Source organism: Frigoribacterium sp. RIT-PI-h (assembly GCF_001297205.1).
Classification (GTDB): Bacteria; Actinomycetota; Actinomycetes; order Actinomycetales; family Microbacteriaceae; genus Frigoribacterium.
This window is the reverse complement of record NZ_LHOZ01000089.1, coordinates 53,278-66,027: the sequence shown is the minus strand read 5'-3', so window position 1 is coordinate 66,027 and position 12,750 is coordinate 53,278. Positions and strand designations below refer to the sequence as shown.

13 protein-coding genes and 1 pseudogene are annotated in these 12,750 nt (G+C 71.7%); 5 read left to right on the top strand and 9 right to left on the bottom strand.

Annotated elements, in window-relative coordinates; translation table 11 throughout:
* Positions 1–240: pseudogene (locus tag AEQ27_RS17875) on the top strand (hypothetical protein); the annotation flags it as partial.
* A 33-nt stretch (positions 241–273) separates the two neighbouring features.
* Here AEQ27_RS17875 and AEQ27_RS13705 read toward each other — a convergent pair.
* From AEQ27_RS13705 to AEQ27_RS13690, 4 genes are all read right to left on the bottom strand, one after another.
* A complete protein-coding gene (locus AEQ27_RS13705) occupies positions 274–1,323 on the bottom strand; it encodes a hypothetical protein (protein WP_054147163.1) in 1,050 nt (349 codons plus the stop codon).
* A gap of 227 nt (positions 1,324–1,550) precedes the next feature.
* Positions 1,551–3,248 (bottom strand): FAD-binding oxidoreductase, encoded by a 1,698-nt coding sequence (locus tag AEQ27_RS13700; protein ID WP_369813663.1) that lies wholly within the window; start codon positions 3,246–3,248, stop codon positions 1,551–1,553.
* On the bottom strand, positions 3,245–4,204 hold the full coding sequence (locus tag AEQ27_RS13695) for a lysophospholipid acyltransferase family protein (RefSeq protein WP_082383570.1): 960 nt from the start codon (positions 4,202–4,204) through the stop codon (positions 3,245–3,247). Before AEQ27_RS13695 ends, AEQ27_RS13700 begins: the two co-directional genes overlap by 4 nt.
* Positions 4,201–4,980: an SDR family oxidoreductase gene (locus AEQ27_RS13690; RefSeq protein WP_054147162.1), complete on the bottom strand. Its 780-nt coding sequence runs from the start codon at positions 4,978–4,980 to the stop codon at positions 4,201–4,203. Before AEQ27_RS13690 ends, AEQ27_RS13695 begins: the two co-directional genes overlap by 4 nt.
* Positions 4,981–5,078: 98 nt before the next feature.
* Here AEQ27_RS13690 and AEQ27_RS17870 point away from each other — a divergent pair, with 98 nt between their 5' ends.
* The 4 genes from AEQ27_RS17870 to AEQ27_RS13670 are packed head-to-tail and all read left to right on the top strand — an operon-like array spanning position 5,079 to position 9,435.
* Entirely contained in the window at positions 5,079–5,900 is an 822-nt protein-coding gene (locus tag AEQ27_RS17870; protein ID WP_054147161.1) for a hypothetical protein, read from the top strand.
* Positions 5,897–8,230, top strand: a complete 2,334-nt coding sequence (locus AEQ27_RS13680; RefSeq protein ID WP_082383568.1) for an SDR family oxidoreductase — start codon at positions 5,897–5,899, stop codon at positions 8,228–8,230. The genes AEQ27_RS17870 and AEQ27_RS13680 overlap by 4 nt, the downstream gene beginning before the upstream one ends.
* Positions 8,231–8,251: 21 nt before the next feature.
* A complete protein-coding gene (locus tag AEQ27_RS13675) occupies positions 8,252–9,091 on the top strand; it encodes a ferritin-like domain-containing protein (RefSeq protein WP_054147160.1) in 840 nt (279 codons plus the stop codon).
* On the top strand, positions 9,088–9,435 hold the full coding sequence (locus tag AEQ27_RS13670; protein ID WP_054147159.1) for a LysR family transcriptional regulator: 348 nt from the start codon (positions 9,088–9,090) through the stop codon (positions 9,433–9,435). Before AEQ27_RS13675 ends, AEQ27_RS13670 begins: the two co-directional genes overlap by 4 nt.
* 131 nt (positions 9,436–9,566) lie before the next feature.
* Here the strand turns inward: AEQ27_RS13670 and AEQ27_RS13665 are convergent, their stop codons facing one another.
* The 5 genes from AEQ27_RS13665 to AEQ27_RS13645 form a co-directional block, all read right to left on the bottom strand.
* Positions 9,567–9,905, bottom strand: a complete 339-nt coding sequence (locus AEQ27_RS13665) for a hypothetical protein (RefSeq protein ID WP_054147158.1) — start codon at positions 9,903–9,905, stop codon at positions 9,567–9,569.
* The gene (locus AEQ27_RS13660; protein WP_054147157.1) at positions 9,902–10,246 is read right to left on the bottom strand and encodes a DUF86 domain-containing protein; all 345 of its coding nucleotides are present in this window, start codon (positions 10,244–10,246) and stop codon (positions 9,902–9,904) included. The genes AEQ27_RS13665 and AEQ27_RS13660 overlap by 4 nt, the downstream gene beginning before the upstream one ends.
* Complete coding sequence (locus AEQ27_RS13655; protein ID WP_054147156.1) at positions 10,243–10,734, bottom strand: nucleotidyltransferase family protein; 492 nt, start codon at positions 10,732–10,734, stop codon at positions 10,243–10,245. The genes AEQ27_RS13660 and AEQ27_RS13655 overlap by 4 nt, the downstream gene beginning before the upstream one ends.
* Before the next feature lie 56 nt (positions 10,735–10,790).
* The gene (locus AEQ27_RS13650; RefSeq protein ID WP_054147155.1) at positions 10,791–11,999 is read right to left on the bottom strand and encodes a GAF domain-containing protein; all 1,209 of its coding nucleotides are present in this window, start codon (positions 11,997–11,999) and stop codon (positions 10,791–10,793) included.
* Between the two features lie 137 nt (positions 12,000–12,136).
* Positions 12,137–12,739 (bottom strand): hypothetical protein, encoded by a 603-nt coding sequence (locus AEQ27_RS13645; RefSeq protein ID WP_054147154.1) that lies wholly within the window; start codon positions 12,737–12,739, stop codon positions 12,137–12,139.
* Positions 12,740–12,750: the final 11 nt, after the last annotated feature.

Sequence of the window (12,750 nt, the reverse complement as noted above, 5' to 3'; positions counted from 1 at the left end):
ATGCCGCTCACGCTGTTCCGCACGCGCACCTTCACGGTCGGCAACCTGGCCACGGTCGGCATCGACGCGGCCCTCAGCCTCGGCACCCTGACCATCCCGCTGGTGGCGCAGGAGCTGGCGGGTCTGACGGCGACCCCCGCCCGGCCCCTCCCCCCGCCCCCGACCGTCGTCGCCCCGCCCTTCTCCCCCCCGGTCGGCCCGCCCCCCCCCCCGCCACGCCGCCACCCCGCCACGATGTGAGCACGCCGCCAGGATGTGGTCACGGCGCCATGCCTAGATCTGGCGGTGTGGCCACATCCTGGCGTTCTGCCGTGGCCTGAGCTCGACGTCGAGGTCTCGGAGTGTCCGGGCGAGGGGAAGGCGCAGCGCGACGTCCTCGGCGTCGCATCGACCGATCGCCTTGATCCCACCTGATCGTACGAGACGCCGTTCGCGGGCCTTCTCGGCCTTCACCACCGCCGACGGCACCCGGCCCGCACGCATCGCATCGTCGTCGTACTTGGCCTTGCCGTCGAACTCGAGCGCCGCGTCACCGATCACGAAGTCGCATCGACCGGCCAGCCCCTCGCCGTCGAAGAACTCGACCTGCATCACGGGCTCGGGAGCACCGAGTTCGAGGAGCGCGAGACGACAGAGCGATTCGCCGCCGTTCTCCGCCCACGGAGTGCCGAATGCCGTGACCTGGCGGGCCTTCGAGAGTCCTCGGGTTCCGGGTTCGCCGTCCAGGCGCTCGGACAGCAGGCGGCGCGTGGCGTCGGCCGCCGCGTCCACGCGCGACCGGTGACCGGCGGACGAACGCAGGTCACGTCGCGCGGGGACCGCGAAACACCCCGCCCGGGCCGCGGCGCGCCGGAGCACGGCGTCGACACAGAGCACGCCGTCGGCGAAGGACCCCGTCCTCGACCTGTCGACGGCCGTCCGCGCCTCACTCGTCACCGCGATCCCGTCGACCTCGACCGTGTCACGTGCATCGATCGGGCCCGGGTGCCGCACGACTCGCGCGGTCGCCTGCGTGCGGTCGCGGCCGGGGTCGATCACATGCACCGGCCCCCACGGCCAGTCGACGCTGGGCAACCCGTGGAGGGCGACGGCCGAGGCGTGCGACACGACGACCCGCGGTGACAGGCCGGCCATCACCGCCTTCGTCGTGAGGACGTGCCGTTCACGTCGGTCGAGACGCGCCCAGTCGGCCGCTTCGACGTAAGCCCCGGGGTGCACCCGATGCAGCAGGCCGCGTTGCGCATCGCGCCTCAGAGCGGTGCCGTGCCTGCTCTGGGAACCGTAGGTCGCGGCGAAGACGAGGGGCGGGAGCGCTGTGGTCACGCCCCGACCCTGTCCGCGCCCTCCGCCCACGGAGCCCGACCCGCGCCTCCCTGTGGACGGCGTCTGCGTGGCCACCCCTGGGCACGAGACACGATCGGTCGCAAAACACCGTGAGATGGTCACAGCACCACGACTAGTCGCGGTGCTGTGACCATCTCGTGGCGGGGGGGGCCGGCGCGGCGGCGCGGCGCCGGGGGCGGCGGCAGCGCAGGAGGCGCGGCGCGGGACTACGCGCCCGTCACCGTCCCGGGGTTGAACACGCGGCCCGGGTCGGCCGAGTCGAACAGCCCCTGCATGACGGCCACGCCCTCGGGCGAGACGTCCTGCGCGAGCCACGGCTGGTGCTCGAGCCCGACGCCGTGGTGGTGCGAGACGGTCGCCCCGGTGTCGATGAACGCCTGCTGGATGGCGTGCTTGACCACGTCGTACTCGGCCTCGGCGTCGTCACCGTGCTCGAAGGCGAAGGTGAAGTACAGGCACGCCCCCGAGTGGTACGAGTGCGACAGGTGGCCCATGATCCAGCCCTGCTTGCCGATGCTGTCGAACGCCTGGTTCGCCGCGGCGTAGACGCGCGACGAGACGAGGCGCAGCTTCGACCAGGGGGCGGCGGTCTCGGAGACGTCCGCCGCGCCTCCGTGGTCCATGAAGAAGTCGCGCAGGTAGGGCGTGTCGAACTTCTTCTGGTCGTAGAGCTTGCCCGGCCCCTTGCCGACGCTCATGCCCTTGTTCGCCTTGACGATCTTGGCGACGGCCTTCTGGGTGTGGGCGACGTGCTCGGGGCTGCCCTCGTAGCCGATGAACGACAGGCACATGGCGTCGACGTCCCAGCCCTTGGCCTTCAGGATCGTCGGCAGCAGGTCGGTGACCTTCTGCGAGATGCCCTTGCCCGGCTTCGAGGTGGCGAACGAGAACGCCGTCTCGTGTGCATCGCTGACGCGGGTGACCGACGGGTGCGCGTCGCTCTCGGCGATGGCCTGCATGGCGGCGAGGCCGTCGTGCCACGACGGGAACAGGTAGGCGAGGATCTCGCGCTTCTCGGGCAGGCGGTGCACCTGGGCGGTGACCTCGGTGATGACGCCGAGACGCCCCTCGCTGCCGATGATCATCTCGCGCAGCGACGGGCCGGTCGACGCGCTCGGCACGGCGCGGATCGAGAGCACGCCCCCGGGGCGCACGACCCGCAGGCCCTTCGTGATGTCGGCGATGTCGCCGTACTTGTCGCTCTGCATGCCCGACGAGCGGGTGGCGACCCAGCCGCCCATGGTCGAGTGCGTGAAGCTGTCCGGGAAGTGGCCGAGGGTCCAGCCGCGGGCGTTCAGCTGCTCTTCGAGGTCGGGGCCCTGGCCACCGGCCTGGATGCGCGCGAGCCCACCGTCTTCGTCGATGTCGAGCACCTTGTCGAGGCGGCCCATGTCGAGCGAGACGACCGTGCGCTCTTCCGCGGGCAGGGGCTCGAGGCTGCCGACGATGTTGCTGCCGCCGCCGAACGGGATGAGCACGACGTCGCTGGCGACGGCCAGGTCGACGATCTGCTGGATCTCGTCCTCGTCGGCCGGGTAGACGACGACGTCGGGCACGCGGTCGAGACGCCCCGCGCGGATGCGGATCAGGTCGCGGATGCTCTTGCCGTAGGTGTGGACGACCCGGTCGTGGTCGTCGGTGACGACCTGGCCGTCGCCCACGATCTGGACGAGCGAGTCGAGCACCTCGGTGCCGGCCCGCGAGGCGGGGACGTCGAGGTCGTCGAACGAGAGGCCCGTGTCGTGACCCTGCGACAGCTCGACGCCCACGATCTTCTTGACGAAGGGGGCGAAGGCGGGCTTGTCGTCGTGGTGGAAGGCGACGCCCTCGACGCCCCAGCCCCACCACTTCATGTGCTTGACGCCGTCGACGGCGGAGCTCTTCTTCTGTTGGACGTCGGTCACGGGCGTTCTCCTTCGAGCGGGTCTGACGGGCCCAGGATGCGGGCGGTGTTGGCGTCCTTCAGACGCAGGATCTCGGTGCGCAGGCGCGTCGAGAAGTCGGTGACGGACTCGCCGTCGTGGGGCCGCATCGGGTCGCCGAACGCGACACCGACGGGGAGTCGGCCGGGCCGGGGCCAGCTTCGCCCCCGGGGCTGGGCGATGTTCGCACCGATCAGGGCGAGGGGCACGACCGGCACGCCGCAGGCGGACGCGAGCGCGGCGGCACCGGGCTTGAACGCGGCGACCGTGCCGTCCTTCGAGCGGGTGCCCTCGGGGAACACCAGCACGGGGTAGCCCCGTTGCAGCAGCGACCGAGCACTGACGGTGGGCTGCCCCTGGCGCCCGCGGGCGGCCGCCTTGGCCGCGGCCCGCCGACGGGCGGAGCTCTGCGGCGTCGACCCGGCCGACGCACCGGACGAGGAGGCGCGGGTCGCGTCGACCGCGGAGGCCGGCGTCCCCGAGCCCCGCTGCACCGGGAACGCGTTGAAGAACAGTTCGGTCAGCTGACGGCGCCACGGCACGTCGAAGAAGTAGTCGGCCGCGGCGCCCGTGGCGAGGTAACGCGCCAGTTTGCGGGGCAGGGCGCCGAGGATGAGCGGGGCGTCCAGGTGGCTCGAGTGGTTGGCGACGACGATGAAGCCGCCGGTGAGCCCCTCGACCCGGTCGCGGTCGATGACCGTCACGTCGGTGATCGACCAGATGGTCGGCTTGAGCAGCATGCGCTGCGCGACGTAGCGGGCCATCGCGTGCCGCCGCGAGCTGAAGCGGTCGCGCACGTCGCTGGCCACACCGCCGGCGCGCTGGGCGACGTCACCGGCACGGTGGGCGACGTCGGCGCGGACGTCGTCGACCCGCTGGGCCACGGCGTCGAGGCGGGCGTGCTCGCGGCGCCGCTCCCCGTCGTTCTTCGCGCTCACTGCTCCACCGGCTTGCGGCGGCTCGACGAGATCGCGCCGGACGCGGCGCGGACGGCGCCCTTGGGAGCGTGCCGGACCAATCCCATCAGCACCTTGTACCGAAGCGTGGGCATGGAGATCACCTTGCCTTTGTCGACGTCGCGCAGGCACGCGACGACGAGTTGTTCGGTGCTGAGCCACAGGGCGTTGGGTATGGACGACGACTTTATGCCGGCCCGCTGATGGAACTCCGTCCGCACCCAGCCCGGCAACAGGGCCGTCACGCCCACCCCGGTGCCCTTGAGCTCGACCGAGAGGCCCTCGCTGTACGACGTCACCCACGCCTTGATCGCCGAGTAGCTGCCCATGGCCATCAGGCCCGCGGTGCTCGACACGTTGACGATGCGGCCGCGGCCGCGCTCACGCATGGACCGGGCGGCGGCACCCGAGAGGACGAGCACGGCCCGGCACATGACCTCGAACGCGAGGTCGTGCGCGGCGACGTCGGTGGAGGTCAGCGGGGTGTGCATGCCGAAACCGGCATTGTTCACCAGCAGGTCGACGGGACGGGTCGGATCGGCCAGCCGTTCGGCCACCCGGTCGACGTCGCGACGGTCGCCGAGGTCGGCCGCGAGCACCTCGACGTCACGGCCGAGCGCGCGCAGAGCGGTCGCCGTCTCGTCGAGTCGGGTGAGGTCACGCGCGACCAGGACGATGTCCCAGCCGCGCACGGAGAGTTGGCGGGCGAATTCGGCTCCGATGCCGGACGTGCCCCCGGTGACGAGCGCTACAGCCATGCCGCTTACGATACGGTGCTGAGAGCAGACTGCGCGCATCGAGACCCGTTCGAGGCCCTTCTCGCCTCGTCCATTTCTGCCCCGGAGGTCCACCTGTCATGACGACCAGAGATGCCCCGCGCGCCGACCCCGACTTCGACATCCGCGAGTTCACCAGGACGGCCCAGGGCAACTGGCGCCCCGACCTCGACCTGTCCGGCTTCGGCGACGCGCCCCTCGGCCCCGACGCCCTGCGCCTCGTCCGCCACCTCGGCCGACTCGAGCGCGCCACGATGGAGAACCTGCGCAACCTCCTGGTCACGGCCACCCACAAAGACTCGAGGGTCACCGCGTTCCTCGTGACGTGGGCGTTCGAGAAGTTCTGGCTGGCCGACGCCCTCGACGCCGTCCTCGAGGCCCACGGCGAGCCCCGCAACCGCGACGTGCCCGAGGGGCCGAAGCGGCATGCCGCCTCCGAGGCCGTCGAGCGCCGCGGCCCGATCACCAGGGCCCTCCAGGCCATCACCGTCGGGTCCCCCATCGTCGCCGTCCACACGACGACGGGGGCCGTCGACGAGTGGGTGCTCCGAGAGGCATACGACCGCCTCGACGAGCTCGCGGGACACCCCACGCTGACCACCGTCGTCGAACGCGCCCGGGTCGTAAAGGCCCGCCACGAGCAGTTCTTCGCCAGCGAGGCCGACTGGCGTCTGCGCGACTCGCGCCGCTCGGTGAAGATGACCCGCGCCTCCTTGCTGACGGCCGTCTGGCCGATCGGCGCCGTGGAGCGCGCCGACTCCGAGCGCACCTTCTTCGACGCCACCGTGTTCGGCGGGGCCGAGGGCCACCTGCGCGCCGACCGCGTGGGGGCGCTCGTGGCCGACCTGCCGGGCCTGGACGCCACCGTCGGGGCGGCCGTGACCAGAAAGCTGACCGCATGAGCTCCCTCCCCGGCCTCGCGCTGCCCGACCAGACCCCGGGCGCCACCCGCGTCGACCTCGGCGGCTCGCACGTCCTGCTGACCGGCGGAACCGGTTTCGTCGGCCAGGCGATCCTCGAGCGTCTGCTCTCGTCGCACCCCGGCACGACGGTCACCCTCCTCATCCGACCCAAGGCCGGCACCTCGGCCGAGGGGCGTCTGCGGCACCTGCTGAAGAAGCCGGTCTTCTCGTCGTGGCGCGAGACCGTCGGGCCCGAGGGCGTCGAGAAGGCCCTCGCCGAGCGACTCCGGGTGATCGAGAGCGGTCTCGGCGACCTGCCCGACCTCCCCGGCGACCTCGACGTCGTCATCCACAGCGCGTCGACGGTGTCGTTCGATCCGCCGATCGACCAGGCCTTCGAGACCAACGTCGGCGGAGCGGTCGGGCTGTACGAGGCCCTGCGGAAGACCGGCACCGACCCGCACGTCGTCCACGTGTCGACCGCCTACGTCGGCGGCATCCGCAAGGGCGTGTTCCCCGAGGCGTCGCTCGGCCACACCGTCGACTGGCGCGTCGAACGCGCCGCCGCGGCCGACGCCCGCGCCCGCGTCGAGGCGGCCTCGCGCCAGCCCGAGACGCTGCGGACCTTCCTCGCCCAGGGTCGCGCGGCACACGGCAAGACCGGCCCGCAGGCGGTCGCCGCGGCCGCCGAGGAGGCGCGGGTCGCCTGGGTCAAGGCCCGTCTCGTCGACTACGGGCGCACCCGGGCCGAGACGCTCGGCTGGACCGACGTCTACACGCTGACCAAGGCCTTCGCCGAGCGCGCCGCGGAAGAACTCTGGGCCGAGGCCGGGCACCGTCTGTCGGTGGTCCGACCGGCGATCGTCGAGAGCGCCCACCGGCACCCCTACCCCGGCTGGATCGACGGCTTCAAGGTCGCCGACCCGCTGATCATGTCGTACGCCCGCGGACTGCTGCCCGAGTTCCCCGGTGTGCCCGACAGCGTGCTCGACGTGATCCCGGTCGACTACGTCGTCAACGTCATCCTCGCCGTCGCCGCGAACCCGGTCGAGGCCGGCAGCCCCCAGTACTTCCACGCCAGCTCGGGCGGCAGCAACCCGTTCTCGATCCTGCGCATGTTCGAGAACCTGAAGGCGTTCTTCACGGCGAACCCGCTGCCCCGCGACGAGCACTCGTCGATCGAGGCGCCGCACTGGAACTTCCCGGGCGTGCGCAAGGTCGAGGGCGCCATCCGCACCGCGAACCGAGTCAACGACGTCCGCGAGGCCGTGCTCACCCGACTGCCGAGCACGCTCCGCACCCGCACGGCACTGGCCGGGGTGCAGACCCGTCGGGCCGACCTCGAGTCGCTGCAGAGCCTGACCGACCTCTACCGCCACTACGTGCAGTCCGAGATCATCTTCGACGACCGCCGCACGCGGGCCCTGCACGCCGGACTCCCGTCGGGCTCCCCCGCCGACATCGGCTTCGACGTCACGGACGTCGACTGGGAGGCCTACTTCCAAGAGGTGCACTTCCCGTCGATCACCGCCATGACCCGGGCGTTCTCGGTGCGACCCACCGCGTCGGCCGCCGTCGCCGACACGCGGGCCCTGCCGCGGCGCGACGACGTCGTGGCCGTGTTCGACCTCGAGGGCACGGTGCTCGACAGCAACATCGTCGAGCAGTACCTCTGGGTGCGCTCGGCCGGGTTCCGCAAGGCCGCCTGGCCCGGCGAGGTCGCCAGCCTGCTCACCTCGCTGCCGCGCTACCTGCGGGCAGAGGGTCGCGACCGCGGCGAGTTCATCCGCACGTTCTCGCGGCGGTACGAGGGCATGCCCGTCGCGCGGCTCTCGGGCGTCGTGCGGTCGCGCGGCTACGCCGACACGGTCCTGCGCCACACCCTCCCCGACGCACTCGCCCGCCTCGCCGAGCACCGCGCCGCCGGGCACCGCACCGTGCTGGTCACGGGCTCGATCGACACCTTGACGACTCCCCTGGCGCACCTCTTCGACGACGTCGTCGCCAGCACGATGCACCAGCGCAGCGGCGTCTACACGGGCTACCTCGCACAGCCCCCGCTGGTCGACGAGGCGCGCGCCGCCTGGCTGCGCCAGTACGCCCAGGCGAACGACATCGATCTCTCGGGGTCGTACGGTTATGGTGACTCGTTCGCCGACCTCGCCTGGCTCGAGATGGTCGGGCACCCGAACGCGGTCAACCCCGACAGCAATCTGGCACGCGAGGCGCTCCGAAGAAGGTGGAGCATCCGCGATTGGACTCGCAGCGGCCCCCACGGCAGAAGCGGCACCAGCAGCACCACAGCGAAAGGAGACGGAGGCAGGGTCTGAACCCGCGCCTCCTGACATCACATGGCCTTCGACATCGACAAGTTCGCCGCGACCTCCGAACGACTGAGCTGGGACGACCTCGACCTCGACCACTTCCGCAAGAACCCGCTGTCGGCGGACTCGCTGCGGACGCTGCGCTACATGGCCGACGTCGAATACCACACGGTCTGCTACACCCGTGACCTGCTCACGACTCCTTCTCACAAAGAGAACGAGATGACCACGTTCATGACGATGTGGAACCGTGAAGAGTTCTGGCACGGCGAGGCACTCGCCGCCATCCTCGAGGTGCACGGCATCACGGTCGACTACGACCAGCTGCGGGCCAACCGCCTCAAGCTCGGCTGGCGTGAGCGCCTCGACCCGGTCAAGCAGGGCCTGCTCGGCAAGATCGTCGGCTCGGACTTCGTCGCCGTCCACATGTCGTGGGGCGCGGCCAACGAGTACTCGGCCGTGTCGGCCTACAAGCGCATGGCAGAGCTCGAGCAGGACCCGGCCCCCGCCGCGTTGCTGAAGCGCATCGCCAAGCAAGAGGCCCGCCACGTCGCGTTCTACGTCTCGCAGGCCCGTGAGCGTCTGCTCGCGAGCAAGAAGGCGCAGAAGCTGACGCGCTTCCTGTTGTCCAAGGTCTGGGCCCCCGTCGGCTCGTCGATCATGGAGGTCGACGACGTCAAGTTCGTCTTCGGCCAGCTGATGAGCGGCGAAGACGGCCGCAAGGCCGCCGTGAAGCTCGACCAGAACATCTCGAACCTGCCGGGCATGAGCGGTCTGACGATCTTCCAGAAGGCCCTCGACGGCCTCGGCATCCGCGCGGACTCGGTCGGCGGCGGCTCCTCCGCCGGTTCGGTCGCCACGGCGTGAAGACGAGCCACCTGAGACACTTCCTCGTCGCGGCCGAGGTGCTGCACTTCCCGGTCGCGGCCGACAAGCTCGGCATCTCGCGGCAGAAGCTCGAGTCGTCGATCGAGGCACTCGAGCTCGAGTTCGGCGCGAAGCTGTTCGACCGCGACGCCACGCCCTACCGGCTGACCAAGGCCGGCAAGGCGGCGGTGGTCGTCGCCGAGGACGAGCTGGCGAGCCCGTCCACCCCGACGCCGCCGCCACCCCCGCCGGCCGGCGGCAAGGCCAAGGCGTCCAAGGGCAAGGGCCGCACTCCCGCCGCCAAGGGTCAGCCCAAGCCGTTCAAGAAGCGCCAGGGCCGCTAGCCGCGCCCGCGGCGGGCCGCCCGCCCGCCACCGCATCACACGGCACCACACCACGAAGTGGACTCTGCACCGCGGTTTGGCGTGGCGCGGTGTCCACTTCGTGGTGGGGAGGGCACCTCGCGGGCCGGCGTTCAACTCGGGGCGGCGTCGGACCCGGCCGTGGCGAGCCAGGCGGCGTAGCGCGTGTTCCGTGCCATGCGGCGGGGCTCGTCGGGGGCGTCCCCGCCCCACCACACCGGTCCGCGTTCGCCGAGCGACGTCTTGGCGGCGTCGACCCGGGCCCGGGCGTCCTCGACGGCGGCAGCGTCGTCCGCGGCCAGCGCCGTCTTCTTCGCGCGCCGCGCCTCCATCAGCTCGTGGACCAAGGAGGCGCGGGTCGCCCCCTCGAGGCGCGGTGCGGTCCGGCGCCACAGCCGGCCGCGCACCACGAGGTAGCGGCCGTCGGGCGTGACCAGCGGTTCGGCGCTCATGGTGCGACTCGATGACGCTGCACGAGGGAGTGCAGGAGGGGAAAGCTTCGGGTCACGGTCTGCCAGAGGGTCTCGCGATCGAGGCGGTCGTAGTGATGCACGACGAAGTCACGGTTCTTGGCGGCCAGTGAGAACTCGACCTCATGGAACCGCTGGCCGTCGTACGCGACCAAGCGTTTGCTCAGGTCACCGACCCGGTTGGCCAGTGCCTCGAACGCCAACGGAAGCGCCGGGTCGCCGTCGAACGCCTCGCGCCCCCGGGACACGAGCTCGGCCGAGGCCGTCAGGGCCGCGTCGAGGTCGGCCAGCCAACGTTCGGCGCGGTCCGGAGAGGAGATCACACGGGCACCGCTTGCGCCAGGATCTCGCGGTCGGTCTCGGGGTCGAGCGCCCGCCGGGACACGACGTCGACCTGACGCTGGAACACGGCTTCCATGTCGAGTTCGAACTGGGCGAAGTCGAAGTAGGTCGCCTCGGCCCCCGGGTCGACCAGGAGGTCGATGTCACTGTCGTCGGTCTCGGTCCCGCGAGCGACCGACCCGAAGACGCTCACGGCGTCGATGTGGCTCAGGCCAGCCAGGCGCCGCACGAGACCGGCACGCGAGGTGATCTCGTCCAGCACCGAGGCGACCGCGCGACCCGACGTCGGGCGCTCGGACATCTCGAGGAAGCGGCTCCACGGCACGATGACGACCTCGGGGCGTCGGTGGGGCCCCACAGCGACGGCAGGGCGGTCGGGGTCGAGCCGGAAGTCTCGCATGAGACGACTGAGGCCACTGCGGGCGTCGGCCACGGCGAGGACGTCCGAGCTTCCGATGGAGGTCTCCATGACGACGAGACTAGCGCGGAGCGCCACGTCGTGTACATCTTTCTGTACATCGAACGTCACGCCCGCGCGACGGCCTGCTTCGCGAGCTCGCGCTGCACGCTGAGGGCGAGCTCGCGAAGCATCACGAGGTCGACGCTCTCGACCGTCCGGGGTTCGGGGTCGGCGACGCAGAGAGCGCCGATGCGGACGCCGTCGGGGCTCTCGACCGGATAGCCGGCGTAGAACCGGGCCGGCGCCTCGATGCCGAAGCGTTCGTCGGCCCAGGCGTCCTCGACGACGAACGGCTGGCCGCCGGCGACGGTGTGCGCGCAGAACGACAGGGCCATGGGCATCTCGCGGTCACCGCCCCCGGCGAGGGCCTTGTTCCAGTGTCGGTCGGCGGTGACGAGCGAGAACGCGGCCCCGCTCGCGCCGAGCAGGGTCCGGGCCCGTTCGACGATGTCGTCGAAGCGTTCCTCGGGGTCGGTGTCGAGGAGGCCGAGGGCCCTGATCGCCTCGACGCGGTCGACCTCGGCCTGCGGGGCGTGCCGACGCGCCCGCGCCACGCCGCCGCCGGCCGACATCTGCGCGTCGAGCATGGGCGCGAGCATCCCGGCCTGCGCCTCGCCCCAGCGGGCGTACTTGGCGATCAGCTGGTCCCGGTCGTCGTGGCCCGAGAGCGGCGACGGGGGCATGAGCACGTGCACCCGGGGATGCGTCGAGCAGACGTCGTGGATGATCGCGTTCATCTCGGCCGCATGGCGGTCGACGAGGCCACCGCCGGCGATGTGGAACACGGTCACCTCGCTGGGCGCCTGGACGCCCGTGACGAGCACGGGGCTGCTCGCGCCTCCGGTCTCGGTCTCGATGTGGACGAGCAGGTCGACGAACGCCCGCCGCCACTTCGTGACGTCGGTCATCTCGAGGGCGTCGTTGATGCCGGTCACCACGACCACGGCGTCGTAGCGCGTGAGGTCGCGGTCTCCGAGCACCCGCCGGGCGTCCGCCGTCCGCATGGCGGGGTCGGCCACGACGTCGACGTCGACCCCACGGCCGGTGGCCTGCGAGACCGCCCGCGCGAGATGGCCCGCGAGCCCCAGGTCGTGGCTGCGGACGCCCCACCCGACGGCGGGCCCGCTGCCGAACAGCAGCACGCGATCGGGGTTGACGCCGGGGGCGTGCGCCCGCGCGACGCCCTCGGGCCGGGGCAGCCCGGGGCGTCGGTCGAACCAGCGGTTGCGCTGTCGGATCAGCCCGCGCACGAGCGGGCTCACGAAACGGTTCATGCCGGGTTCCTCCCACAGCGGTGGCCTGATCGACGAGGGCTCCGCGTGGTGAGGGCCGAGCGGTGTCCCTCAATGGTCTCGTCCCGACGCCGGGCCCGGACAGCCCCAGGTCGGGGGCCGACGGACGAACGCACCCGTCAGGTCGAGCGCGGAGCGTCCGACGCCTGCGGCGGCTGCGCGAGCAGCTCGGCGAGGTCCACCTCGACGAGATCACGGAGGCGCTGGTCGCGTTCGTCGGGATACGCCGGGTCGACCGCCTCGACCGCCGACACCTTCGTGACGATCACGGCTCCGACGTCGCCCCAGGCGCGATCCACCGCCGCCGCGACGATCCCGCCCACGAAGTCGTCGTCGGACTGCAGTTCGTCCAGCCGCTCGGCTACGGCCGTGTAGGTCTTCTCCCGGAACCACAGGGTGTCGTCGTCACCGCGCCGGTAGTCGTGCTGGTGTCGCGACCGCCCCTTGGCCTTGAGGGCCTTCGCCCGTTCGCCGCCGATGCGTTCGTTCTGCTCGCGTTGTTCCGCCGCGAGGCGACCGAGGACGGTCCGCACGGCCTCGCGGGTGCGCTCGTGGTCGAAGTGCTCGTCGTCGCGGAGGGCACGGATGACGATCGAGTTGGCCACCGAGACCACGGCGGCCGCACGCGAGATGAGGACACCCTCGGCGACCGCCCGCTCGAGGGCCGCGGGATCGGGCGTCGCGGGTTCCGAGGGGGTCTTGCGCGTCTTGCCGAGCTTCACCGCGCCTCCTT